Annotated in this window: 21 protein-coding genes, 1 pseudogene and 1 riboswitch; of the genes and pseudogenes, 16 read left to right on the forward strand and 6 right to left on the reverse strand. The window is 70.7% G+C overall.

Translation table 11 applies throughout. The annotated features are described in order from the left end of the window. Window positions 1-2 precede the first annotated feature (2 nt). Together ACFV5H_RS05365 and ACFV5H_RS05370 are read left to right on the forward strand one after the other, a co-directional pair. A complete protein-coding gene (locus tag ACFV5H_RS05365) occupies window positions 3-638 on the forward strand; it encodes a type VII secretion system-associated protein (RefSeq protein ID WP_385052578.1) in 636 nt (211 codons plus the stop codon). 41 nt (window positions 639-679) lie between these two features. Next, window positions 680-1,930: a DUF6236 family protein gene (locus tag ACFV5H_RS05370; protein ID WP_385052577.1), complete on the forward strand. Its 1,251-nt coding sequence runs from the start codon at window positions 680-682 to the stop codon at window positions 1,928-1,930. A 193-nt stretch (window positions 1,931-2,123) separates the two neighbouring features. On the opposite strand, the gene ACFV5H_RS05375 is transcribed toward ACFV5H_RS05370, so the two are convergent. Together ACFV5H_RS05375 and ACFV5H_RS05380 are read right to left on the reverse strand one after the other, a co-directional pair. Further along, window positions 2,124-2,357 carry a DUF397 domain-containing protein gene (locus ACFV5H_RS05375; RefSeq protein ID WP_385052574.1) on the reverse strand — a complete coding sequence of 78 codons (234 nt, stop codon included), beginning with the start codon at window positions 2,355-2,357 and terminating at the stop codon, window positions 2,124-2,126. Then, window positions 2,260-2,724: a DUF5753 domain-containing protein gene (locus ACFV5H_RS05380; RefSeq protein ID WP_385192983.1), complete on the reverse strand. Its 465-nt coding sequence runs from the start codon at window positions 2,722-2,724 to the stop codon at window positions 2,260-2,262. The genes ACFV5H_RS05375 and ACFV5H_RS05380 overlap by 98 nt, the downstream gene beginning before the upstream one ends. On the opposite strand from ACFV5H_RS05380, the gene ACFV5H_RS05385 reads away from it, so the two are divergent. Continuing rightward, window positions 2,712-2,897 (forward strand): hypothetical protein, encoded by a 186-nt coding sequence (locus ACFV5H_RS05385; protein ID WP_385193125.1) that lies wholly within the window; start codon window positions 2,712-2,714, stop codon window positions 2,895-2,897. The genes ACFV5H_RS05380 and ACFV5H_RS05385 overlap by 13 nt on opposite strands. Before the next feature lie 129 nt (window positions 2,898-3,026). On the opposite strand, the gene ACFV5H_RS05390 is transcribed toward ACFV5H_RS05385, so the two are convergent. From ACFV5H_RS05390 to gcvT, 4 genes are all read right to left on the reverse strand, one after another. Next, window positions 3,027-4,394 (reverse strand): L-serine ammonia-lyase, encoded by a 1,368-nt coding sequence (locus ACFV5H_RS05390; RefSeq protein WP_385192985.1) that lies wholly within the window; start codon window positions 4,392-4,394, stop codon window positions 3,027-3,029. Between the two features lie 161 nt (window positions 4,395-4,555). Next, the gene (glyA, locus tag ACFV5H_RS05395) at window positions 4,556-5,815 is read right to left on the reverse strand and encodes a serine hydroxymethyltransferase (RefSeq protein ID WP_385052566.1); all 1,260 of its coding nucleotides are present in this window, start codon (window positions 5,813-5,815) and stop codon (window positions 4,556-4,558) included. Window positions 5,816-5,829: 14 nt separating this feature from the next. After that, a complete protein-coding gene (gcvH, locus tag ACFV5H_RS05400) occupies window positions 5,830-6,207 on the reverse strand; it encodes a glycine cleavage system protein GcvH (protein ID WP_385052563.1) in 378 nt (125 codons plus the stop codon). Between the two features lie 115 nt (window positions 6,208-6,322). Next, window positions 6,323-7,441 carry a glycine cleavage system aminomethyltransferase GcvT gene (gcvT, locus tag ACFV5H_RS05405; protein WP_385052560.1) on the reverse strand — a complete coding sequence of 373 codons (1,119 nt, stop codon included), beginning with the start codon at window positions 7,439-7,441 and terminating at the stop codon, window positions 6,323-6,325. Between the two features lie 173 nt (window positions 7,442-7,614). Next, window positions 7,615-7,715: riboswitch (glycine riboswitch) on the reverse strand. Between the two features lie 223 nt (window positions 7,716-7,938). On the opposite strand from gcvT, the gene ACFV5H_RS05410 reads away from it, so the two are divergent. From ACFV5H_RS05410 to ACFV5H_RS05470, 13 genes and pseudogenes are all read left to right on the forward strand, one after another. Then, window positions 7,939-8,607 carry an AAA family ATPase gene (locus tag ACFV5H_RS05410; protein WP_385052557.1) on the forward strand — a complete coding sequence of 223 codons (669 nt, stop codon included), beginning with the start codon at window positions 7,939-7,941 and terminating at the stop codon, window positions 8,605-8,607. A 52-nt stretch (window positions 8,608-8,659) separates the two neighbouring features. Beyond that, window positions 8,660-9,439, forward strand: coding sequence for an enhanced serine sensitivity protein SseB (locus ACFV5H_RS05415; protein ID WP_385052554.1), 780 nt, complete (start codon window positions 8,660-8,662; stop codon window positions 9,437-9,439). A 204-nt stretch (window positions 9,440-9,643) separates the two neighbouring features. Next, the gene (locus tag ACFV5H_RS05420; protein WP_385052587.1) at window positions 9,644-10,393 is read left to right on the forward strand and encodes an enhanced serine sensitivity protein SseB C-terminal domain-containing protein; all 750 of its coding nucleotides are present in this window, start codon (window positions 9,644-9,646) and stop codon (window positions 10,391-10,393) included. Window positions 10,394-10,794: 401 nt separating this feature from the next. Next, entirely contained in the window at window positions 10,795-12,468 is a 1,674-nt protein-coding gene (locus tag ACFV5H_RS05425; protein ID WP_385052552.1) for an ABC transporter substrate-binding protein, read from the forward strand. A 107-nt stretch (window positions 12,469-12,575) separates the two neighbouring features. Continuing rightward, window positions 12,576-13,580, forward strand: coding sequence for an ABC transporter permease (locus tag ACFV5H_RS05430; protein ID WP_385052549.1), 1,005 nt, complete (start codon window positions 12,576-12,578; stop codon window positions 13,578-13,580). A 1-nt stretch (window position 13,581) separates the two neighbouring features. Further along, window positions 13,582-14,541, forward strand: a complete 960-nt coding sequence (locus ACFV5H_RS05435; protein ID WP_385052546.1) for an ABC transporter permease — start codon at window positions 13,582-13,584, stop codon at window positions 14,539-14,541. Window positions 14,542-14,547: 6 nt separating this feature from the next. Then, window positions 14,548-15,549 (forward strand): ABC transporter ATP-binding protein, encoded by a 1,002-nt coding sequence (locus tag ACFV5H_RS05440; RefSeq protein ID WP_385052545.1) that lies wholly within the window; start codon window positions 14,548-14,550, stop codon window positions 15,547-15,549. After that, a pseudogene (locus tag ACFV5H_RS05445) lies at window positions 15,546-16,593 on the forward strand (ABC transporter ATP-binding protein); the annotation flags it as partial. The gene ACFV5H_RS05440 and the pseudogene ACFV5H_RS05445, both read left to right, overlap by 4 nt. 811 nt (window positions 16,594-17,404) lie before the next feature. After that, window positions 17,405-18,061, forward strand: a complete 657-nt coding sequence (locus tag ACFV5H_RS05450; protein WP_385052539.1) for a trimeric intracellular cation channel family protein — start codon at window positions 17,405-17,407, stop codon at window positions 18,059-18,061. 59 nt (window positions 18,062-18,120) lie between these two features. Beyond that, entirely contained in the window at window positions 18,121-18,978 is an 858-nt protein-coding gene (locus ACFV5H_RS05455; RefSeq protein WP_385052536.1) for a thioesterase family protein, read from the forward strand. A 104-nt stretch (window positions 18,979-19,082) separates the two neighbouring features. Further along, window positions 19,083-20,090 carry a methionine synthase gene (locus ACFV5H_RS05460; RefSeq protein ID WP_385192988.1) on the forward strand — a complete coding sequence of 336 codons (1,008 nt, stop codon included), beginning with the start codon at window positions 19,083-19,085 and terminating at the stop codon, window positions 20,088-20,090. A 14-nt stretch (window positions 20,091-20,104) separates the two neighbouring features. Then, a complete protein-coding gene (gene ligA / locus ACFV5H_RS05465; RefSeq protein ID WP_385192990.1) occupies window positions 20,105-22,300 on the forward strand; it encodes an NAD-dependent DNA ligase LigA in 2,196 nt (731 codons plus the stop codon). Window positions 22,301-22,560: 260 nt separating this feature from the next. Further along, on the forward strand, window positions 22,561-24,816 hold the full coding sequence (locus ACFV5H_RS05470) for a putative bifunctional diguanylate cyclase/phosphodiesterase (protein WP_385192992.1): 2,256 nt from the start codon (window positions 22,561-22,563) through the stop codon (window positions 24,814-24,816). Window positions 24,817-25,002: the final 186 nt, after the last annotated feature.

Raw genomic sequence — 25,002 nt, forward strand, 5'->3', positions numbered from 1 at the left:
GGATGGCGGCCGACGAGCCGAGTGACCGGAGCGGGACAGCGATGATGCCCACGCCCCCCGACGACATCGTCGAGGCCGCACGGCTCGCGCCGGACCACTGGATCAGCATGATCGACCCCGGCTGGGACGGCGAGGGCGTGCCGCCCGACCGGGTCGTGGTCGGCCGCTGGCGCACGGGCGCGACAGGCGAGATCGAGGAGTGGGAGGACAACGAGGCGTACCGCCCCTCCCCGGAATCGCTCGGCTGGCCCGAGCCCACCGACGACGTCGACACGGCCCTCCAGCTCGCCGTCACCGGTTACGGACCACCCGAGGACGTCCTGCGCGCCCTGGCCACCGCCGAGGTGGCGGTGCTGACCCTGCCGGACGGATCCCTGGTGACTGCCGCAGTGGAGGACGGCGGGCTCGTGGTCCCGGTCTTCACCTCCTCGACCCACCTCGACAGCGTCGGCGGCTTCGCCTTCGAACGCGTCACCGTCCCGGCCCTCCTGGACCGCCTGCCCCCCGGCCACGCGCTCTACGTCAACCCGGCCGGCCCCGCGGGCAGCGTGCTGGAGCCCGATCAGCTCGGGCAGACGATCGGGGGCGGAACACACCCGGACGGGGCCGAGCCCAGTGCGCATAGCATCACCGGGTAACGGCCCGAAGGGCTCGGGGACTTCCGCGGAGGAGCGTGTTCGTGCAGCGCACCGGTCTGTACTACCCGTACGTCCACTTCCGTGATCCGGCGTGGATCAAAGCCGCCGCGCTGTACTTACCGGAGATGGCCCGTGTGGTGCCCGAGGGCTTCCGCGTCTCGGACCCGGACCACGTCCGTGTCCTGCGGGACGACCTCGGCTTCATCCAGGACATCGACCCCGCCGAGGCCGTCGAGGCGGCGTCACGGCACCTGCTGCGACTCGTGGACGAGCGGGGTGAGGAGGTGCGGAGCCGCTTCGGTGTCCACGGCACCGGCGGACCGGACGCCGTGGACGTGGTGAACGCCGAACCCTCGCCGCCCGGCACACCGGCACCCGTGGGCAACAGAGGGCGCTTCTCCTCGGCCGGGGGTCGGACTCTGGCGGGCCTGTACCCGGGGGAGATGTCGCCGGAGCTGAGGGACGCCCTGTTCGGTACCGGACTGGCGGTGCGGCGAGTGCGCAACACGGTCAGCCATGACGCGCACCACGCGTGGGTGGGGATGGACCCGGCGCTCGCCTGGGTCTACAAGTGCGCGCTGACCGCCGAACTCGCGGGCCACACCGCCTTCCTCCCCGTCACCGACCAGGAGGCCGCCCACACGGCCGTCGACCCCTGGGACGCCGAGCGGATGGCGGCGGTCCTCCTGGGTGGTGCCCCGGCCCCGGTCGGAACCGGCGACCTGACAGGGCGGGTCGGGGTGCTGTCGGTGCGGTGCGTGCTCCCCGCGGGGCTTGCCGAGGTGCCCGCAGAGAAGATCGTGGAACTCCGCAAGAAGTACGAGCCGGAGTTCTTCGCTTACATGGACGCCATCGCCCGGACGGCGGCGGACCTGCGCGAGGAACTGGCCGGCATCCGCAGTTCGCGGGCACTGGACATGTACGTGCGGCAGGCGGTGCACAAGGACTTCGAAGTCGAGTTGGTGAAGCTGCGCAAGGCCATGAAGGGCGTCGGCCTGCAGACGATCACCACCTCCGTCAGCACCACGTTCGACACCCCCACCTCGGCGGCCCTGGTGAGCGGGCTGTTCGGCACGGTCGGCGGCACCGTGGCCGGCAGCGCGGCGGGCATCGTGGCCGGCGTCGGCGCGACAGCCGTCGGCATCCTCGGCGGAGCCCGGAGACAGCGCGACGCAGCACTCGCCTCCTCCCCGGTCAGCTTCCTCCTGCGCGTTGAAGGCGGGCTGAAACCCACCACCGTGGTGCGCCGGATCGGACGCGCCCTGCGACGGAGCGCCGGCGCGAGCGTGTGACGGGCATCGAACCCTGTCCGAAGGCCGCTGTCGCCTCCCTCCGCTTCGAGATATGACGGCTGGGCGAGCGCGTGCTGCCGGGGGCGCATGACCCCTTACTCTGCCGAAAAGGGTGAGCATTTGGCGGGCAAATGTAACCCGTGCACTCAAATGAGCGGAGTGTGAACAGTAGGAGCCGGGATGCTCCCGCTTTTCAGAGCGACACATGCCTTCCGGCGGTGCGGTGGCCCCCGAGGGCCTCGACGAACCGGCTCCAGGCGTCCGCCGGGAACAGGAGGACGGAGCCGCGGGGATCCTTGGAGTCACGGACGGGGACGAGGCCGGGGAGGTTATCGGCGACTTCGAGACATTCCCCCCCGGTGCCGTTGCTGTAGCTGCTCTTGCGCCACCGCAGGTAGTTCAGGTCGGTCCTGCTGTCGGGCTTCATTCCGGTAATCCTCCGCCGCTGCCTCGATCATGGTCAGGGACGCCTCCGGCGCCAGTGCGGCGGCCCTGAGCGGATCGTACGACTCCCGGTGATCCATCACGAGGGACGGATAGTCGATGACCTGGCCATGGTGCACTCCTTCCGTGTACACCAGCGGTGGCGCGTCCACAAAGGTCATGATCCGCGTCGTCCCCATCATGAACGGATGGGCCACCACGGTTTCCGGAACGATCTGCACAATGGAACGCGTAGCCCTGGCCACCTCGACGATGTGCTCCAGTAGTTCCGCCATGCCCGTGGGCGGCAGCACCCGCCGTCGGACGACCGACTCGTCCAGAATCGCCCAGAGTTTAGGTGGTACGTCCACTCCGAAGAGCCCAGCCCACCTGGCTGGTCCTGCGCCACCCGGGCACGGACGACGAGATGGGCCGAAGCCTCCTCCTGCTCGACGCCGTGACCGCACGCTGGGGCGTGACGCAGAACGCGCGGGGCAAGACCGTGTGGTGCGAGCTGCCCGACGGCTCCGGCAGTCCCCTCTGACCGAACGGACGCCTCCCGCCAGGACGGCGTCTCTCGCCAGGAGACGCACCGTTGTGGACATTCGCGGCGGAAGGCCGACCCCGCCCCGGCGGCGACCGCGTGCGAATGCGCCGGTCGGGGCCCGCACCCTCAGCACTCGATGATGTTCACCGCGAGCCCGCCCCGGGCCGTCTCCTTGTACTTGACCGACATGTCCGCGCCGGTGTCCTTCATCGTCTTGATGACCTTGTCCAGGGACACCTTGTGCGAGCCGTCGCCGCGCATCGCCATCCGGGCCGCAGTGACCGCCTTCACCGCGGCCATGCCGTTGCGCTCGATGCACGGGATCTGCACCAGGCCGCCGACGGGGTCGCAGGTCAGGCCGAGGTTGTGCTCCATGCCGATCTCGGCGGCGTTCTCCACCTGCTCGGGGGAGCCGCCCAGCACCTCCGCCAGCGCGCCCGCCGCCATCGAGCAGGCGGAGCCGACCTCGCCCTGGCAGCCGACCTCGGCGCCGGAGATGGAGGCGTTCTCCTTGAAGAGCATGCCGATCGCGCCGGCCGCCAGCAGGAAGCGGACCACGCCCTCCTCGTCGGCGCCGGGCACGAAGTTCATGTAGTAGTGCAGGACGGCGGGGATGATCCCGGCCGCGCCGTTCGTCGGCGCGGTGACGACCCGGCCGCCGGCCGCGTTCTCCTCGTTCACGGCCATGGCGTACAGGGTGATCCACTCCATGGCGAGGGCCTGCGGGTCGCCCTCGGAGCGGAGCTTGCGCGCGGTGTTCGCGGCGCGGCGGCGCACCTTCAGGCCGCCCGGCAGGATGCCCTCGCGGGACATGCCACGGTCCACGCACGCCCGCATCACGCGCCATATCTCCAGCAGGCCCCCGCGGATCTCCTCCTCGCTCCGCCAGGCCCGCTCGTTCTCCAGCATCAGGGCGGAGATGGACAGACCGGTCTCCCTGGTGAGGCGCAGCAGCTCGTCGCCCGTGCGGAAGGGGTACTTCAGGACCGTGTCGTCCAGCACGATGCGGTCCGCGCCGACCGCGTCCTCGTCCACGACGAAACCACCGCCGACCGAGTAGTACGTCTTCGTCAGCAGCTCCGTACCGGCGGCGTCGTACGCCCACAGCGTCATGCCGTTGGCGTGGTACGGGAGTGCCTTGCGGCGGTGCAGCACCATGTCGTCGTCGAAGGAGAACGCGATCTCGTGCTCGCCGAGCAGCCGGATCCGGCCGCCGTCCTTGATCTTCTCCACCCGCTCGTCGGCCGACTCCACGTCCACCGTGCGCGGCGAGTCGCCCTCCAGGCCCAGCAGCACCGCCTTGGGCGTGCCGTGGCCGTGTCCGGTGGCGCCCAGGGAGCCGTACAGCTCCGCCCGGACCGAGGCGACGGAGTCCAGCAGGTCCTCGTTGCGCAGTCGCCGGGCGAACATCCGGGCCGCCCGCATCGGGCCGACCGTGTGCGAGCTGGACGGGCCGATGCCGATCGAGAAGAGATCGAAGACCGAGATGGCCACGGGAGGACTCCTAAGGGTTCGGCGGACGACGCTGTCCACCGGGAAAGGGTGGTTCAGAAGAGAGGGATCGTTCATGCGGCGGTGCATGGTGCGGGGCACCGCGCCCACCGACCCAGTGTGCGCGATGCCCCTGATGTTCGTACGTATGAAAGCGTACGAAATTACTTCAGACCGGGGTACAGCGGGTGCTTCGCGGCGAGTGCCGTCACCCGGGCCCGGAGCGCCTCCACCTCGAAGGACGGCTTCAGCGCCTCGGCGATCACGTCCGCGACCTCGGCGAAGTCCTCGGCGGTGAAGCCGCGGGTGGCCAGGGCGGGCGTACCGATGCGCAGACCCGAGGTGACCATCGGCGGGCGCGGGTCGTTCGGGATCGCGTTGCGGTTGACGGTGATGCCGACCTCGTGGAGGCGGTCCTCGGCCTGCTGACCGTCCAGCTCCGAGTCGCGCAGGTCGACCAGGACCAGGTGCACGTCCGTGCCGCCGGACAGCACGTCCACGCCCACGGCCTTCACGTCGTCCTTGACCAGGCGCTCGGCCAGGATGCGGGCGCCCTCCAGGGTACGGCGCTGGCGCTCCTTGAAGTCCTCGGTGGCGCACACCTTGAAGGCGACCGCCTTGGCGGCGATCACATGCTCCAGCGGACCGCCCTGCTGACCGGGGAAGACCGCGGAGTTGATCTTCTTGGCCAGCTCGGCCGTGGAGAGGATCACACCGCCGCGCGGGCCGCCGAGGGTCTTGTGCGTGGTGGTCGTCACGACGTGGGCGTGCGGCACCGGGTTCGGGTGCAGGCCCGCGGCGACCAGGCCGGCGAAGTGCGCCATGTCGACCATGAGGTACGCGCCGACCTCGTCCGCGATCCGGCGGAACGCGGCGAAGTCGAGCTGACGCGGGTACGCCGACCAGCCGGCCACGATCAGCTTCGGCTTGCTCTCCTTGGCGAGGCGCTCGACCTCGGCCATGTCGACCTGGCCGTCGTCGCCGACGTGGTAAGCGACCACGTCGTAGAGCTTGCCGGAGAAGTTGATCTTCATGCCGTGGGTCAGGTGCCCGCCGTGCGCGAGGTTCAGACCCATGATCGTGTCACCGGGCTTGAGCAGCGCGAACATCGCGGCGGCGTTGGCCTGCGCGCCCGAGTGCGGCTGCACGTTGGCGTGCTCGGCGCCGAAGAGCTCCTTGACCCGGTCGATGGCGATCTGCTCGATCACGTCGACGTGCTCGCAGCCGCCGTAGTAGCGGCGGCCGGGGTAGCCCTCGGCGTACTTGTTGGTGAGGACCGAGCCCTGGGCCTCCATGACCGCGACCGGGGCGAAGTTCTCCGAGGCGATCATCTCGAGGGTGGACTGCTGGCGGTGCAGCTCGGCGTCGACGGCGGCGGCGACGGCCGGGTCGAGCTCGTGCAGGGGCGTGTTCAGAAGCGACATGCGGTTACGGCTCCTCAGCCCTTGATGAAGGCGTCGTACTCGGCGGCGGTCAGCAGGTCGGCCGGCTCGTCGGTGACGCGCACCTTGAACAGCCAGCCGCCCTCGAAGGGGGCCGAGTTCACCAGCGACGGGTCGTTCACCACGTCCTCGTTGACCTCGGTGATCTCGCCGGTGACCGGGGAGTACAGGTCGCTGACCGACTTGGTCGACTCCAGCTCGCCGCAGGTCTCGCCCGCGGTCACGCCGTCACCGACCTCGGGGAGCTGGACGAAGACCACGTCGCCGAGCGCGTTGGCCGCGTGCTCCGTGATGCCGACCGTCGACACGCCGTCCTCGGCGGCCGACAGCCACTCGTGCTCCTTGCTGTAACGCAGCTGCTGGGGGTTGCTCATGGCCTGGATTCTCCTGTACGCGGGGGACTGCTGATGAATGAGGGGACTGCGGTGCGGCGCCGGTGAGCAGGCACGACGTGCTCACCTCACGCGCGGGAAGCCGTCTACGACGGTGTCACTTCTGCCGCTTGTAGAACGGCAGCGCCACGACCTCGTACGGCTCGTGGCTGCCGCGGATGTCCACGCCGACACCCTCGGTGCCGGGCGCCGCGTGCGCCGCGTCGACGTACGCCATCGCGATCGGCCTGCCCAGCGTGGGGGAGGGGGCGCCGGAGGTGACCTCGCCGACCACCTCGCCGCCGGCCACGACCGCGTACCCGGCGCGCGGGACCCGTCGGCCCTCGGCGACCAGGCCGACCAGGACGCGCGGCGGCTCGGAGGCGGCGCGCTCGGCGGCCTCGGCGAGCGCCGTACGGCCCACGAAGTCGCCCTCCTTCTCGAACTTCACCACCCGGCCCAGACCGGCGTCGAAGGGCGTGAGGGAGGTGCTCAGCTCATTGCCGTACAGCGGCATGCCGGCCTCCAGGCGGAGCGTGTCCCGGCAGGACAGCCCGCAGGGGACCAGGCCGGCGCCCTCGCCGGCCTTGGTGAGCGCCTGCCACAGCTCCACCGCGTGCTCGGGCTTCACGAACAGCTCGAAGCCGTCCTCGCCGGTGTAGCCGGTGCGGGCGATGAGCGCGGGCACACCGGCGACGGTGCCGGGCAGGCCGGCGTAGTACTTCAGACCGTCCAGGTCGGCGTCGGTGAGCGAGGCGAGGATGCCGGGGGACTCGGGGCCCTGCACGGCCAGCAGCGCGTAGGCGTCGCGGTCGTCGCGGACCTCGGCGTCGAAGCCGGCCGAGCGCTCGACGAGGGCGTCGAGCACCGTCCGGGCGTTGGAGGCGTTGGCGACCACCATGTACTCGGTGTCGTCCAGCCGGTAGACGATCAGGTCGTCCAGGATGCCGCCGTCCTCACGGCAGATCATGGTGTAGCGGGCGCGGCCCGGCTTCACGCTGCCGATGTTGCCGACCAGCGCGAAGTCCAGCAGTTCGGCGGCCCCCGGGCCGGTTACGGTGATCTCGCCCATGTGGGAGAGGTCGAAGAGGCCGGCCTTGGTGCGGACGGCGTTGTGCTCGTCGCGCTCGGAGCCGTAGCGCAGGGGCATGTCCCAGCCGGCGAAGTCGGTCATCGTCGCGCCGAGCGAACGGTGCAGGGCGTCGAGCGCGGTCCGGCGGGGTTCGGTACTGCTCATCGGTCGGTCTCCCAAAGGCATGACGGGCGGCGAGGGCGTTTCCTCCCCATCTGTCATCGGAACCTGAGAGGTTCGCCATGACCGCCCACGCAGGGGGCGTCCTGGCTTGCACCTTGGGTGGAGCCACCGGAGCACTGCTGAATGCCCTTCGGCGGCCCGCTTTTCAGATGTGCCTCGCCCGCGCGGTAACGGGGCCTGAGAGATTCAAGGGAGGGACTTGCTCCTTCGGCGCCCCGGCGGCAAACGGTGCCGGGGACTCTCCCGCGCGGATTCAAACGGCCGGTATGCAGTTGGCGCGCACATCATTGCACGCATTGCGGGGGCGCGGCAGGGGGACCCTTCCCAGGGGGTGCACAGGGTGTGCGGGCGCTGTCACAGGGGGCTGTGACACGCCTGTTTCAGGAAACGGACGGAAACGACAGACACCCGGCATTACCTTCTCTTTACACTCGGCGGGGATCGGTACTCGTACCCGGCCCCAGGGGAGGACGATCACGGTGAACAGGACCACGGCGTGCGCCACCACCACGGGCGTCACGCTGCCCCAGCAGCCGGCCGCTCAGGCCCGTCGGGCCCGCGGCGCGCTGCCGGCGCCCGTAGTCCGCGATCTGCGCGCACGGGCCGGCCGCAGCCCGCGCGCCCTGCTCTTCGGACCCCGGGACCTCGTCGTGGTCACCGGACTGCCCGGCAGCGGCAAGTCCACACTGATGCGGCGCACGGTGCGCGGCACCCGCGTCGACTCCCAGGACACCCGGGACCGCTGGGACGGCCGTATGCCGCGCCTCCTGCCGTACGCGGTCTACCGCCCGCTGGTCCGCCTCGCCCACTACGCCGGGCTGCGCCGCGTGCTGCGGGCCGGCGGGCCGGTCGTCGTGCACGACTGCGGTACACAGGCCTGGGTGCGCCGCTGGCTGGCCCGCGAGGCCCGCCGCCGGGGCGCGAGCCTGCATCTGCTGCTGCTCGACGTCACCCCGCAGCAGGCCCTGGCCGGCCAGCGCGAACGCGGGCGCGGGGTCTCCCGGTACGCGTTCCTGCGCCACCGCGCGGCGAGCGAGCGGCTGCTGCGCGCGGTGCGGCGGGGCGCCCTGCCGGCGGGCGCGGGTTCGGCGGTCCTGATCGACCGGGACGCGGCGGACGCGCTGCGCCGGGTCGGCTTCACGGGCTGACCGGTAGCCTTTCCAGCCACAGCAGTGGTTCCAGGCAGCAGGCGGTAGGTAGATGGACTTCCCGGCGGACTTCCCGGCACAGACGCACCCCCACCCGCACGGCGGATGGCCCGGCAACGAGCTGGAGGAGGTGCTCTCCGCCTCCCTCGGCGTCCCCTCGGCGGGCGGCAGGATCGTCGAGGTGCTGGGCCGCAGCTTCGTCTGGGTCCCGCTGCCGAACGGCGGCGGCCCGGACAGCGGCCCGCTGGACCTGCCCACCATGGAGATCGACGGCCAGGTCCACGTCCCCGTCTTCAGCTCCGAGGAGCAGTTCCGCCAGGTCGTCGGCGCCCACATGCCGTACACCGTCGCGCCCGCCGTGGAGTTCGCCCGCGGCCTGCCGCCGCAGGCCGGGATCGCGGTGAACCCCGGCGGCGTGGTCGGCATCCCGCTGCCGCCGCCGGCCGTCGCCGAGCTGTGCCGGGCCGGACGCACCCCGCTGGACGGTCCGGCGACCGGCGGCCGGGTCCGGCTGTTCGAGCCCGACTGGCAGGACGACCCGCTGGACTTCCTCGCCGCCGCCTCGGCGGAGTTCGACGCCCTCGGCGTGGTGACCACCGCCCGCCGCTGCCTCGCCGCGATCGAGACGGCCGCCCCGGTCCTCTTCATCGGCGTGGAACTCTCCCAGTGGGAGGGCGACGCCCGCACCCTCCCCCTGAACGCCCTGGGCCGGGCCCTGGGCCGGACCTCCGCCCCCTGGCCGGTCAACCTCATCGTCCTGGACATCGCCCAGGACCCCGTCGGCGACTGGCTCCGCACAAAGGTCCGCCCCTTCTACGAACGCCCGCAGTAACCCCCTGAAGGGGCGCGGGGAACTGCGCGACAAGCCACAACAAACCCGCACCCGCCGGACGACGCGAAGCCCCGAGCCCTTCCGCGCTCGCCGCACAGCAGCCTGCTGCACGACGTCGGCTTAAGCTAGGTCCATCCGCTGGCGAGGTACGGAGGGGCGATACAAGTGAGCGCTGGCACCGCGGCGACCGGACAGGTCGAGCACATGCTGCGCCAGGTGACGCCCGGGCGTTACGACGCGTACGAGGCACTGCTGCGCGCCCTCGCGACCCCCGCCTCCGGCCAGGTCTGGATGCTGCTCTGGCACGGCCAGGCCGGCTCCCCGGACGCCCAGTACGGGAACATGGAGGTCGACGGCCTCGGCTACGCGCCCTGCGTCACCTCCGCCCAGGAACTGTCCGCCAGCGGCTGGAACCGGTCGTACGAGGTGGTCGACGGCCTCGAAGCGGCCCGCGCGCTCTACCCCGACCACTACGGGCTCTGGCTCAATCCGCACGCCCCCGGGGGTGGCGTCGGCATCCCCTGGCTGGACCTGCGCCGGATCGCCGGCGGCCTGGACCGCCAGCCCGCCGGACCGCTGCGGCTGTCCGAACCGGCCATCGAGATCCCGCAGTTCTACGCCCTCCTCGCGCAGAACGCCCACCGCACCCCGGCCGTCCGCGCCCTGCGCCGCGCCTGGGTGCAGCCCGCGCTGGGCGCCCCGTACCTCGCCATCGGCCTGGACGTGTACGACACCTCCCCGCCGGCCGTGGACGCCGTACGGGCGATGATGCAGCAGTCCCTCGGTGGGGTCCCGGACGGACTGCCCGTGTCGACCGTCGCGATGTCCGACGAGCACGACCCGGTCGCGATGTGGCTGCGCGCCAACTCCCGCCCGTTCTACGACCGCGAGGCCCACGGTGCCGTGCCGTCCCCCGCCGCGGCCTACGGCTACCCGCCCGCGCACCGGGGCTGACCGGCCCGGATGCCGCTGTACTGACGGCCCGTCACTGTCCACGGAGTGGACAGGCCCGGAGGGCCGGAGTCGTCACGTCCGCTTGGCCCGCCGCGCACCGTCGACTTCCCGCCACATTTTCGGCCATGCGCGCTCAGCGACTACCTGTTGACCGCCCGTCACCTGCGGTTTCACCCGTTCTTCACGCTTCCCCGGTGCCACCTGGGCGACCGCCGCGACGGCGCTTCCGTGTCCGGCGGGTTAAATCCTGACGGGGGGACGCCTGAACCGTCCCTTATGTCAACTGTTCAGATCTCAGGTAGGTATCACCGCTATCCGGACTGTTCCTGACACCCTTCGATCGTCTGTAGTGTTCGGCCGGTCAAGATGCATCCACATAGCGGACCCGGAGTGGCCCCAGTATGCGCATATTCAAGTCCCGAACCGCTCGGGCGATCACGGCCGCGGTGGCGGTCGGTCTGATCGCCACGGGCTGCTCCAGCGAACGGGACGCTGACAACGAAAGCGGCGGCGGCGACAAGGACACCTTCGTGTTCGCCGGTGCAGGTGACCCGGGTTCCCTGGACCCTGCCCTCGCGAGCGACGGTGAAACCTTCCGCGTGACGCGCCAGGCGTTCGAGGCCCTGCTCGAGCACGAGTCCGGCGGCACCAAGCTGGTCGGCGGCCTCGCCGAGACCTGGTCGAGCAACGACGAGGGCACCGTCTGGACCTTCAACCTCCGCAAGGGCGTGAAGTTCCACGACGGCGAGGCGTTCAACGCCGCGGCCGTCTGCGCCAACTACGACCACTGGTTCAACTGGACGGGCACCTACCAGTCCAGCGCGGTCTCCTACTACTGGCAGACCATCATGGGCGGCTTCGCGAAGAACGAGGACAAGGAGACGCCCGAGGCGAACTACAAGTCCTGCACCGCGAAGGACGAGAACACCGCCGTCATCGAGGTCAAGAAGCCCTCCGCCAACCTCCCCGGCGGCTTCTCCCTCCAGGCCCTGGCGATCCACTCGCCGAAGGCCCTCGAGGCGTACGCGAAGGAGGAGGCGACCGCCAAGGGCGACGCCATCACCTACCCCAAGTACAGCCAGGAGGCCGGCACGGTCGCCGGTACCGGCCCGTACAAGATCACGAAGTGGAACAAGGGCAACAAGGAAGTCACCCTTGAGCGCTTCGACGACTACTGGGGCGACAAGGCCAAGATCAAGAACCTGGTCTTCCGCACCATCGACACCGAAGAGGGCCGCCGCCAGGCGCTCCAGGCCGGTGACATCGACGGCTACGACCTCGTCGCCCCGGCCGACGTCAAGACCCTCGAGAACGAGGGCTACGTCGTCCCGACCCGTGGCGTCTTCAACCTCTTCTACGTGGGCATGAGCCAGGAGGCCAACAAGGCCCTCAAGAAGAAGGAAGTCCGCCAGGCGATCGCGCAGGCGATCGACAAGGAGAACCTGGTCAAGACCCAGCTGCCCGAGGGCGGCAAGGTCGCCGACCAGTTCATGCCGGACACCATCGCGGGCTACTCCAAGAACGTCAAGAAGTACCCGTTCGACACCGCCGCGGCCAAGGGACTCCTCAAGAAGGCCGGTGAGGAGAAGCTCAAGGTCGAGTTCTGCTACCCGACCGAGGTCACCCGCCCGTACATGCCTGCCCCGCAGGACCTGTTCGAGCTGATGAAGGCCGACCTGGAGAAGGCCGGCATCACCGTCACGCCGAAGGCCATGAAGTGGGCCCCGGACTACATCGACGCCACCGAGGCGGGCTCCTGCGACCTGCACATGCTCGGCTGGACCGGTGACTTCAACGACGGCTTCAACTTCATCGGCACCTGGTTCGCCGGGTACGACAAGCAGTGGGGCTTCAAGGACAAGAAGGTCTTCGACGCCGTGAACGCCGGCTCGAAGCTGGGCAAGGCCGAGGAGCGCACCGCCGCGTACGAGAAGGCCAACGAGGCCATCATGGAGTACCTCCCGGGTGTTCCGATCTCGTCCTCCCCGCCGGCCATCGCCTTCGCCAAGAACGTGAACCCGCCGAACGTCTCCCCGCTGACGCAGGAAGTCTTCGCGGAGACCTCCTTCAAGTAGGCGAGCAGCGGTAGGAAACCAAAACGGGGGGTCCGCCCGGTCGTCGCAACTCGGCGACCGGGCGGGTCCATTCATGTAAGACATCACGCAAGAAAGGGGCATGCGGGGTGCTGCGTCTCGTCGTACGAAGACTGCTCCAGCTCATACCCACGCTGCTCGGCCTGTCGGTTCTGCTCTTCCTGTGGCTCGACCGTCTGCCCGGTGGACCCGCCTCAGCGATCCTGGGGGAGAAGGCCACCGAGGCCGAAGTGGTGCGCATCAACCGTGCGCTCGGGCTGGACCAGCCCGTTTACGTCCAGTACTGGCGCTTCCTGAAGCGCATCTTCGAGCTCGACCTGGGCACATCCACCCAGACCGGTCAGCCGGTGTGGGACGAGTTCGTCCTGCGCTTCCCCGCGACCGTGGAGCTGTCCCTCCTCGCCATCCTCATCGCGGTCGTCGTCGGTGTGCCCCTCGGCTACTTCGCGGCCCGCAACCGCGGTGGCTGGCTCGACGTCAGCGCGGTCTCCGGATCGCTGATCGGCATCTGCATCCCGGTCTTCTTCCTGGCTCTGCTCCTGAAGCAGGTCTTCGCCGTCAACCTCGGCATCTTCCCCGCTTTCGGGCGCCAGGACACCGGCATCAACGCCACCGACGTGACCGGCTTCGCCGTCCTGGACGGCGTCCTCACCGGGGAGTTCGACGCCTCCTGGGACGCGATCATGCATCTGATCCTGCCGTCCGTCGCCCTGGCGTCCATCCCGCTCGCCGTCATCGTGCGCATGACCCGCGCCAGCGTCCTCGAGGTGCAGGACGAGGACTACGTCCGCACGGCCGAGGCCAAGGGCCTCCGGCGGAGCGTCATCCGGAGCCGGCACGTGCTGCGCAACGCGATGCTCCCCGTGGTCACCGCGGTCGGTCTGCTCACCGGATCCCTGCTGTCCGGCGCGGTCCTGACCGAGTCCGTGTTCTCCTTCGGCGGCATCGGCTCCTTCATCCGGACCGCGATCGACGGCCGCGACTACCCCGTGCTCGTCGGGTTCATCATGTTCATCGCGCTGATATACGTCCTGATCAACCTGCTGGTGGACCTCGCGTACAGCCTCATCGACCCGAGAGTGCGGGTGCACTGACATGAGTGTCGCCACCAAGACCGACAAGATCCAGCGGCTCGCGGAACTGGCCGCGACCAAGGAGACCAGCACCGGCGCCAGCCTGTGGCGGGAGGCGTTCCGACGCCTCAAGCGCAGCAAGATGGCGATCATCGGCGCGGTCGTCATCGCCCTGTTCGTCGTCCTCGCGATCATCGGGCCCTACATCGCCCCGTTCTCCCCGACCGCCCAGACCTGGCGCGGCGAGGTCTTCCCCAACCGCGGCGAGTTCGTCGGCGCGCGCGGCGAGAACTGGTTCGGGCTCGACCACCTCGGCCGGGACATGTTCTCCCGCATGCTGGTCGGCGCCCGCCAGACGCTGCTCGTCGGTGTCGTCGCCACGATGATCGGTCTGATCATCGGCTTCGTGATCGGCGGCCTCGCCGGCGCCTTCGCCACCCTCGGCGGTGACACCGGCAAGCGCGTCGACTCCGTCATCATGCGTTTCATCGACATCATGCTGGCGATGCCCTCGCTGCTGCTGGCCGTGTCCATCGCCGCGGTCATGGGTCAGTCGCTGACCACCGTGATGATCGCCGTGGGTGTCGTGCAGATCCCGGTGTTCGCCCGGCTGCTGCGCGGCTCCATGCTGGCCCAGGGCAGCTCGGACTACGTGCTCGCCGCCCAGTCCCTGGGTGTGCGCAAGCGGCGCATCGTCCTCTCGCAGATCATCCCCAACTCGCTCAGCCCGGTGATCGTGCAGGCCACGCTCTCCCTGGCCACCGCGATCATCGAGGCCGCCGCCCTGTCCTACCTGGGCCTCGGCAACCCCGACCCGGCCATCCCCGAGTGGGGCGTCATGCTCACCCAGGCGCAGCGGTTCTTCGACAACGCGCCGATGATGGCGGTCTACCCCGCCGTCGGCATCATCATCACCGCCCTCGGCTTCACCCTCCTCGGCGAGGCCATGCGGGAAGCCCTCGACCCGAAGCTGAGGGGCTGAACCACCATGTCTCTGCTCAATGTCGACGAACTGACCATCACCTTCGGCGGCCGTGGCCGCAAGGAGTCCCGGGCGGTCGACGGCGTCTCCTTCGAGGTCGACCAGGGCCAGGTCGTGGGCCTGGTCGGCGAGTCCGGCTGCGGAAAGTCCGTCACCTCCCTGGCCCTGATGGGCCTGCTGCCCCACAAGGGCGTCACCATCGGCGGCCGTGCCGAGTTCGACGGCGTGGACCTGTTCACGATGAGCTCTTCCGCCCGCCGTGACCTGCGCGGCAGCGAAATGGCGATGATCTTCCAGGACCCGCTGTCCTCGCTCAACCCGGTCGTGCCGGTCGGCGTGCAGGTCACCGAGATCCTGGAGCGTCACCGCGGGCTCAAGGGCGAGGCCGCCCGCAAGGAGGCCGCCCATCTGCTGGACCGGGTCGGCATCCCCGACCCGACCCGGCGGCTCAAGGAGTACCCGCACCAGCTCTCCGGCGGTATGCGCCAGCGTGCGCTGATCGCCATGGCGGTGGCCTGCGCCCCCCGCATGCTCATCGCCGACGAGCCCACCACGGCCCTCGACGTGACCATCCAGGCCCAGATCCTGGAACTGCTCAAGGAGCTCGTGGACCAGGAGGGCACCGCCCTGCTGATGATCACCCACGACCTCGGAGTGGTCGCCGGCCTCTGCGACCAGGTCAACGTGCTCTACGCGGGCAAGACCGTGGAGTCCGCCGGGCGCCGCGAGCTGTTCGGGCACCCGACCCACCCCTACGCGCACGGACTGCTGGGTTCCATCCCGCGGCTGGACGCTCCCCGGGGCGAACCCCTCAAGCCCATCCGGGGCTCCATCAACGACCGCATCGCCTGGGCCGACGGCTGCGCCTTCGCACCCCGCTGCGACCGGTACGAGATGGGCTGTCTGACCGGCACCCCGCAGCTCACCGAGCCGCGCGCGGCCGGCCACCAGGTGCGGTGCGTCAACCCCGTACTCGACGACACGAAGGCCGAGGAGGTCACCGCATGAGCCTGCTCGAACTGGACGGCGTCAAGGTCCACTTCCCCATCAAGAAGGGCGTCTTCGTCGACCGCACGGTCGGTCACGTCTACGCCGTGGACGGGGTGTCACTGAAGGTCGAGGCCGGCGAGACCTACGGTCTGGTCGGCGAGTCCGGCTGCGGCAAGACCACCCTCGGGCGGTCCGTGCTGCGGCTGGTGGACATCACCGAGGGCTCCGTCGTCCTCGACGGCACCGACCTGGCGAAGCTGCCCGGCGAGGAGATGCGCCGCTTCCGGCGCCGGCTCCAGATGGTCTTCCAGGACCCGCTGGGCTCGCTCAACCCCCGGCAGAACATCGAGTCGATCCTGTCCGAGGGCATGGTCGCCCACGGCATCGGCAAGGACCAGGAAGAGCGCCGGGAGAAGATCAAGTCGATCCTGGACAAGGTCGGCCTGCCCTCCAACGCGCTCTCCCGCTACCCGCACGAGTTCTCCGGCGGCCAGCGCCAGCGCATCGGCATCGCCCGCGCCCTCGTCCTCGAACCCGACGTGATCATCTGCGACGAGCCGGTCTCCGCGCTCGACGTGTCGGTCCAGGCCCAGGTCATCAACCTGCTGGACGAGCTCCAGGAGGAACTCGGCCTGACCTATGTGGTGATCGCCCACGACCTCGCGGTGGTCCGGCACATCTCCGACACGATCGGCGTGATGTACCTGGGCTCGCTGGTCGAGGAGGCACCGAGCGACGCGCTGTACGCCGAGCCGAAGCACCCGTACACCAAGGCCCTGATGTCGGCCGTGCCGGTGCCGGACCCGGAGGTGGAGGACAGGCGCGAGCGCATCCTGCTCACCGGCGACCTGCCCTCCCCGGCCAACCCGCCCAGCGGCTGCCGCTTCCACACGCGCTGCCCGTGGGCCCAGGCCGAGCGCTGCGCGACGGAGCGGCCGGAGCTGCGGGACCTCGGCGGCGGCCACCGGGTGGCGTGCCACTTCGCCGACGAGATCGCGGCCGGGACGCTGGAGCGGACCACGGGCGAGGTCGTGTCGGCGACCCGCGAGGGCGTGGACGACAACCCGACGACCGAGGACCCCGGCACCCCGGCGGTACCGGAACAGCCCGGCCCGCCGAAGCAGGAGACCGTACCGGAGCAGGGGAACACGCCTGAGTCGGCGGAGAAGGCGGAGAGCGCCGACAAGGCCGACGGGGCCGCCGAGGCTGAGAAGGCCGAGATCGCCGACGAGGTCGAGCGCGCGGAGAAGGCCGCCGAGGCTGCGAGCGCCGACGACGCCGAGAGCGCTGAGAAGGCCGAGGCCGACGGGGCCGCCGAGGCTGAGAAGGCCGAGGGCGCGGAGAAGGCTGACGAGGCCGACGCGGCTGCGAGCGCCGACGACGCCGAGAGCGCTGAGAAGGCCGAGGCCGACGGGGCCGCCAAGGCTGAGAAGGCCGAGGGCGCGGAGAAGGCTGACGAGGCCGACGCGGCTGAGAAGGTCGCGACCGTCGACGAGGCCGAGACCGCCGATGAGGCTGACGAGGCCGCGGGCGCCGACGACACCGAGTCCGCCGATGAGGCCGCGACTGCCGTCAAGGCGGAGAAGGCCGTGAGCGCCGACAAAACCGAAAGCGCTGAGAAGGCCGAGACCGCCGGGGCCGCCGAGGCGAAGGCGGAGAGTGCGGAAGAGGCCGGCAAGGCCGAGGCCGCCGGGAAGGCCGGCGCCGCCGGGAAGGCCGTATGACCGGCTGACGGCTGCGACTGGCCGCAGCCGTCGGCCGGGTCTTCGCCCGCGTCCGGGGTACCGCCCGACGGGATCCCGGACAGCAAGTTCACATCACCCCTCGCCTTGCTTTGCAAGGCGAGGGGTTCTTGCTGGGTGAGAATACAAAGGTGCTCCAGCAACTGTTCAGTCCGTCCGTCCTGCATACGCTCGACCTGATCGGCATCTTCGTCTTCGCGATCTCCGGCGCCCTGCTGGCCGTCCGCAAGAACTTCGACGTCTTCGGCATCGCCGTACTCGCCGAGGTCACCGCGCTCGGCGGCGGACTCTTCCGCGACCTGGTCATCGGCGCCGTACCGCCCGCCGCCTTCACGGACCTGGGGTACTTCGTCACCCCGCTGCTCGCCACGGTCCTGGTGTTCTTCCTCCACCCGCACGTGGAACGCATCCAGACCGGCGTCAACGTCTTCGACGCGGCCGGTCTCGGCCTGTTCTGCGTCGTCGGCACGACCAAGGCGTACGACTACGGCCTCGGCCTGACCGCCTCCGCCTGTCTGGGCCTGGCCACCGCGGTCGGCGGCGGTGTGCTGCGCGACGTGCTCGCCAACGAGGTGCCGTCGCTGCTGCGCTGGGACCGCGACCTGTACGCCGTCCCGGCCGTCGTCGGCGCCGCCCTGACCGCGCTGTGCATCCGCTACGACGTGCTGAACGCGGGGACCAGCAGCGTCGCCGTGGTCACGGCCTTCGTGCTGCGCATCCTCGCGATGCGCTACCACTGGCGTGCCCCTCGCGCATGGCACCGTCGTTCGACGGTCCGGGAGGAGTAGTCCCAGGGACCGCAAGAGCAAAGCTACCGCTTAGTATTATCTTCTTGTACTGTTCAGCCATGCCAGAAGCAGCCTCCGCCCAGCCCGTCAGGGCCACCATCGGCGCCAGTGAGTTCGACCGCGACACCGCACTCACCCCGCGCGCGCCCGGCGTCTACGACATCGACCTCTCCGCCGGCTGGACGATCATCAACGCCGTCAACGGCGGCTATCTGCTGGCGGTCCTGGGCCGCGCGCTCGCGGACGCCCTGCCGCACGCCGACCCGTTCACCATCTCCGCGCACTACCTGACCGCCTCCCAGCCGGGCCCGGCGGTCGTCCGCACCGAGACCGTGCGCACCGGACGGACCCTGTCGACCGGTCAGGCATCCCTCTTCCAGCTCGACGAGCGGGGCGACGAGGTGGAGCGCATCCGCGTCCTCGCCTCCTACGGTGATCTGGACTCCCTCCCCGACGACGTCCGCACGACGGCCGAGCCGCCCGCGATACCGCCGATGGAGCAGTGCTTCGGCCCGGAGGACGGCCCCACCCCGGTCGACGGCAGCTCCGCCATCACCGAGCGCCTGATGCTCAAGCTCGACCCCTCGACCCTGGGATGGGCGCTCGGACAGCCCTCCGGCAAGGGGGAGATGCGGGCCTGGTTCGGTCTTGCCGACGGCCGGGACCCCGACCCGTTCGCGCTGCTCCTCGCGGTGGACGCCCTGCCGCCGACCGCCTTCGAACTGGGCCTGTCCGGCTGGGTCCCCACGGTGGAGCTGACCGTCCACGTCCGCTGCCGCCCGGCCCCGGGCCCCCTGCGCGTCTCGATCACCACCCGCAACCTCGCCGGTGGTTTCCTGGAGGAGGACGCCGAGGTCTGGGACAGCAAGGACCGCCTGGTGGCCCAGTCCCGCCAACTGGCACGGGCCCGCCTGTGAAAACCAGCCTCTCCGGCGTCTGAGGAGCGGGGGTCCGGGGGCAGCGCCCCCGGGATGGGACGGGTAGGGGCGGCGGGGGCGAAAAACCTCCGTACGCTCTACGGGTGAGCGAAAACAGCCAGTTCAGCTTCGCCCCCGCGACAGGGATCGGCTCCATGCCGGGCGGGGACGCCCGAGAGGCCGCCAAAACGGTCACCGGCAGCTTCGAGACCTTCCCCCACCTCCCCGAACTCCCCGCCCGCGGCCCCGGCGCGGACATGATCGGCCGCACCGCGGGCCTGCTCGTGGAGCTCTACGCCCGCGTCGAACCCAGCGGCTGGCGCCTCGGCGACCACCCCGGCCGAGACACCAGGCGCGCCCGCTCCTGGCTCGGCGAGGACCTCGACGCGCTGGAGGAGTTCACCCAGGAGTACCAGGGCCCCCTGAAGGTCCAGGCGGTCGGCCCGTGGACGCTCGCCGCCGCCCTGGAGCTGCGCAACGGCGAGGCCGCCCTCTCCGACCCCGGCGCCTGCCGCGACCTCGCCGCCTCCCTCGCCGAGGGGCTGCGCCTCCACCTCGCCGAGGTGCGGCGGCGCGTGCCCGGCGCGCGGCTCGTCCTGCAGCTCGACGAACCCTCCCTCACCGCCGTGCTGCGCGGACAGGTGAGGAGCGCCAGCGGCTACCGCACCCACCGCGCGGTGGACCGGCAGATCGTCGAGGCCACGCTGCGGGACGTCGTCGGGGTTCACGACGGCGGGCCCGTCGTGGTCCACTCGTGCGCACCGGACGTCCCGTTCGCCCTGCTGCGCCGGGCGGGCGCGGCGGGGGTCTCCTTCGACTTCTCCCTCCTCACCGAGCGTGACGACGAGGTGATCGGGGAGGCGGTGGAGGGCGGGACCCGGCTGTTCGCCGGTGTCGTTCCGGGGACGGACGGACCGTTGTCGGACCCTGGCGGTAGCGTCATGGGTGTCAGGACGCTCTGGCGCAGGCTGGGGCTGCGGCCGGGACTTCTCCCGGAGGCGGTCACGCTCACTCCGGCGTGCGGACTCGCGGGGGCTTCCCCGGAGTACGCGCGCAGGGCCCTCGCCCATTGCGTCCGGGCGGCGAGATCCCTCGCGGACAACCCAGAGTAACGGGAGGACACACGGTGGCCGGCGACAAGCAAGCGGAGACGACGAGCGTGCCCGCCGAGGCACGGGAGAAGCACGCCGAGCTCGCTGAGCAGATCGAGGAGCACCGCTTCCGGTACTACGTGAACGACGCCCCCGTCATCAGCGACGCCGACTTCGACCGGCTGCTGCGGGAGTTGGAGGCGCTGGAGGAGGAGCATCCGGAGCTGCGCACCCCGGACTCGCCGACCCAGAAGGTTGCCGGGGCGTACGAGACGGAGTTCACCTCCGTGCGGCACGTCTCGCGCATGCTCTCCCTCGACAACACGTTCAACGACGACGACCTCGCCGCGTGGGTGGAGCGCATCCACAAGGAGCTGGGCGAGCAGAGGTTCCACTTCCTGTGCGAGCTGAAGGTCGACGGCCTCGCCGTCAACCTCACCTACGAGCGGGGGCGGCTGGTCCGCGCGGCGACCCGCGGCGACGGCCGCACGGGTGAGGACATCACGCCCAACGTCCGCACCATCGCCGAGATCCCGGACCGGCTGAAGGGCGACGAGGTGCCCGACCTGGTGGAGATCCGCGGGGAGGTCTACTTCCCGATGGAGAAGTTCCAGGGGCTCAACGCCCGCCTGGTCGAGGCCGGCGACAAGCCCTTCGCCAACCCGCGCAACGCGGCGGCCGGTTCGCTGCGCCAGAAGGACCCCCGGGTCACCGCCTCCCGTCCGCTGCACATGGTGGTCCACGGCATCGGCGTCCTGGAGGGCTACAAGGGCATGACCCGCCTCTCCCAGGGCTACGACCTGCTGAAGAGCTGGGGCCTGCCCACCTCCGAGCACAACAAGGTGGTCGACGACCTCGCCGGCGTACGGGAGTTCATCGCGTACTACGGCGAGAACCGGCACTCCGTGGCGCACGAGATCGACGGGGTCGTCGTCAAGCTCGACGAGATCTCCCTGCAGGGCCGCCTCGGCACCACCTCGCGCGCGCCGCGCTGGGCCATCGCGTACAAGTACGCGCCCGAGGAGGTCAACACCAAGCTGGTCAACATCCGCGTGGGGGTGGGCCGTACGGGCAGGGTCACGCCGTACGCCCAGGTCGAACCGGTCACGGTGGCCGGATCCGAGGTCGAGTTCGCCACCCTGCACAACCAGGACGTGGTCAAGGCCAAGGGCGTCCTCATCGGTGACACGGTGGTGCTGCGCAAGGCCGGTGACGTGATCCCGGAGATCCTCGGTCCGGTCGCCGACCTGCGGGACGGCAGCGAGCGGGAGTTCGTGATGCCGGCCGAGTGCCCCGAGTGCGGTACGCCGCTGAAGGCGATGAAGGAGGGCGATGTCGACCTGCGCTGTCCCAACGCCCGTACGTGTCCGGCACAGTTGCGGGAGCGGCTGTTCTACCTGGCCGGGCGCAAGGCGCTGGACATCGAGCACTTCGGCTATGTCGCCGCGGCGGCGCTGACCGGGCCGCTGGAGCCGGAGGAGCCGCCACTGCGGGACGAGGGCGACCTGTTCGACCTCACCGTCGAGCAGTTGCTGCCCATCAAGGCGTACGTCCTCGACCAGGACAGCGGGCTGCCCAAGCGGGACCCGAAGACCGGTGAGGAGAAGACCGCCACCGTCTTCGCCAACCAGGAGGGCGAGCCGAGGAAGAACGCGGTCGCGATGCTGGCGAACATCGCGGCGGCCAAGGAGCGTCCGCTGGCGCGCGTGCTCACCGGTCTGTCGATCCGTCATGTCGGTCCGGTCGCGGCGGAGGCGCTGGCCCGTGAGTTCCGTTCCGTCGACCGCATCGAGCAGGCCACCGAGGAGGAGCTGGCGGGCACCGAGGGGGTCGGCCCGACCATCGCCGCCTCGCTCAAGCAGTGGTTCGCCGAGGACTGGCACCGCGAGATCATCCGTAAGTGGAGAGCGGCCGGTGTCCGTATGGAGGACGAGGGGGCGGGGGAGGACGAGGGGCCGCGTCCGCTGGAAGGGCTCACTGTCGTGGTGACCGGAACCCTGGAGGACTTCACCCGGGACGGCGCGAAGGAGGCACTGCAGAGCCAGGGGGCGAAGGTGACCGGATCCGTCTCCAAGAAGACGTCGTTCGTCGTCGTGGGCGACAATCCCGGGACGAAGTACGACAAGGCGATGCAGCTCAAGGTGCCGGTTCTGAACGAGGACGGCTTCACCGTCCTCCTCGGACAAGGCCCGAAGGCCGCGGCGGACGTCGCTCTTTCGGCCGAGGAGTAGCGGTTGAAGGTCGCCCGATCGGCGCATATCAGATGCATACGGGTGGCTGGGGCGCATTCGGGCAACCGTCGGCGACCGGTGCCCGTACAGGCCCTCTGCGGCCTACTGTTGAGATGTGCGCCTGCCGTGCCCAGCTGCGGTCGGAGCAACCCCGTACTCGTGAGGGGTCCGGGGTAAGGGCTTTCCACCGCGGAGCCGCTGAGGGTCGTCGGGCATCGGGCCGCGTGGCGTGGGCACCGCCGGCTGGGAGAGGGACGGGAATGGAACCGACCGAGAGCGCCGCCCCGGGCTCACGGCTGCGTCTGCGCCGCATGGCGGTCGCATGGCTGCGCGGCCGTGAGGACGGGCGGCCCGCGGGGCGGCCGGGCGCAAAGGGGCGCACCGGGGCGCGTACCGCGGACGCGCGCGGTGTCGGGCAGCCGGCCGCCGGGCACGGTCCCGGGCTGGCCGAGCTGTCCGAGGCGGACGCGGAACGGCACCCGTCCTGGCCCGCGTTGCCCACGGCGGTCGTCGCCGCGGCCGGGTTCGTGCTGGGCGCCGGCTTCCTGCGGGCGTTCACCGGAGGGCACGCGCTCTTCCCGTCCGGCACCGTCGGCTGGTCGCTGGCGGTGCTGACCGGAATCATCGTCGGCCATCTGGTGATGCTGGGCCGTTCCCGGTGGTGGGGCGGTACGGGTTCCGGCGCCGCCCTCACCCTCGCGGTGCTGCTGCTCTACGGCTGGGTCTCGGCCGGGATGGTCAGCCTCACCGTCGTCGTACTGGTCGGCATGGCCCGGCGGGGCCGCTGGCGGCAGGGCGTGCTGCACGGTGCGGTGGACCTGCTCGGCATCGGCGCCGGTGCGCTGGTGCTGGCCGCGTTCGGCTGCGTGCCGTCCGTCGAGTCGCCGTCGACCCCGGACACCTGGACGCTGTACACCGCCCCAGGAGTGGTGCTGGTCGCCGCGGTCTATCTCGCGGTCACCCGCGGTCTGCTGTGGTACCTGCACACCCCCCGCGCGGGGCTGCCCACCGTGGCCCGTACCGCGCTGGTCCGGCAGGGGCTTGTCGCTGTCGCCCTGCTCGGTATAGCCCCGCTGGTGTGTGTGGTCGCCGATGCCAAACCGGTGCTGCTGCCCTTGTTCTCCATTCCGCTGATCGCCCTCGACTCCACGCTGTGGATAGCCCGCGCGCGGGCCGAGGAGCAGCTGCGCGATCCGCTGACCGGACTGCCGAACCGGCAGTGGCTGCTGGAACGCATCTGGACCGCGCTGGACGACGCGGAGCGGATCGGAGCCCGCGCCGCGCTCATGCTGATCGACCTGGACCGGTTCCGGTCGGTCAACGACACCCTCGGGCATCTCGCCGGTGACCGGCTGCTGCTGCAGATAGCCGACCGGCTCAGACTCGCCCTGCCGCGCGGGGCGGAGGCCGCGCGGCTCGGTGGTGACGAGTTCGCCGTCTTACTGCCCGTCGCCGACTCCACGACGGCCGCCACCCGCGTCGCCCGCTCCCTCGTCGCCGCCCTCAGCTCCCCGCTCGACCTCGACGGGCTCACCCTCGTCCTGGAGGCGAGTGCGGGGGTCGCCGTCTTTCCCGACCACGCCGACGACGCGGAGGGGCTGTTGCGGCGGGCGGACGTGGCGATGTATCAGGCCAAGCGGGACCGTACGGGAGTCGAGGCGTACGAGTCCAAGCGGGACTCCAACACCCCTGACCGGCTGGGGCTGCTGGGGGATCTGCGGCGGGCGCTGGACGCCCGGGAGGTCGAGCTCCACTACCAGCCGAAGGTGCGCTTCGACGGGCAGGTCGCGGGGCTCGAGGCGCTGGTGCGGTGGGTGCACCCGGAGCGGGGGAAGGTGCCGCCGGACGAGTTCATAGCGATCGCCGAGTCGTCCGGGCTGATGCCGCACCTCACCGAGTACGTGCTGGAGACCGCGCTGGGGCAGGTCGCGCGGTGGCGGGCCCAGGGGCTGTTCGTGCCGGTCGCCGTGAACGTGTCCCCGCGCGATGTCCATACGGCCGGTTTCGCGGGCTCCGTGGCGGCGCGGCTGGCTCGGCACGGGGTGCCGGCGGGGGCGCTGCAGCTGGAGATCACCGAGCATGTGCTGCTGGAGGATCCGCAGCGTGCGGCCGACACGCTGAACGCGTTGACCGGGCACGGGGTGAAGATGTCGCTGGACGACTTCGGTACGGGGTACTCGTCGTTGGTGCATCTGCGGCGGCTGCCGGTGAGTGAGCTGAAGATCGACCGGTCGTTCGTGGCCCGGCTGGCCGTGGACACGGAGGACGCGGAGATCGTGCGCTGCACGGTCGATCTGGCGCATTCGCTGGGGCTGCTCGTCGTCGCGGAGGGGGTGGAGGACGACGAGACGTGGGAGCGGCTGCGCGATCTCCGCTGTGACGCGGTGCAGGGCTGGCTGGTCGCCGCGGCGATGCCGCCGGACGAGACCACGGCCTGGCTCCTCGCCCGCGGCTCGCGCGGCTGGCAACGCCCGGCCGCGGCGCTCCCGGCCGCGACGACCACGGCCGACGAATAGCCCGCGCCGGGTGGGCGGGACGCCTGCGGCGCGGCGTCCGGTCCGCGTCGGCACAGGGCGTCGCCCACCCTCCCGCCGCACGCGGAGAAACGCCGCAGCGCGTCCGGCGGGGCAGGCCCGCGGAAAGGGTTTCACGGGCACGGCCCGCCGCCCCATAGGATTGGGGACTGGCGTCACATTCCCGCC

The organism is Streptomyces sp. NPDC059787 (assembly GCF_042732315.1).
In the GTDB taxonomy this organism is placed as follows: domain Bacteria; phylum Actinomycetota; class Actinomycetes; order Streptomycetales; family Streptomycetaceae; genus Streptomyces; species Streptomyces atrovirens.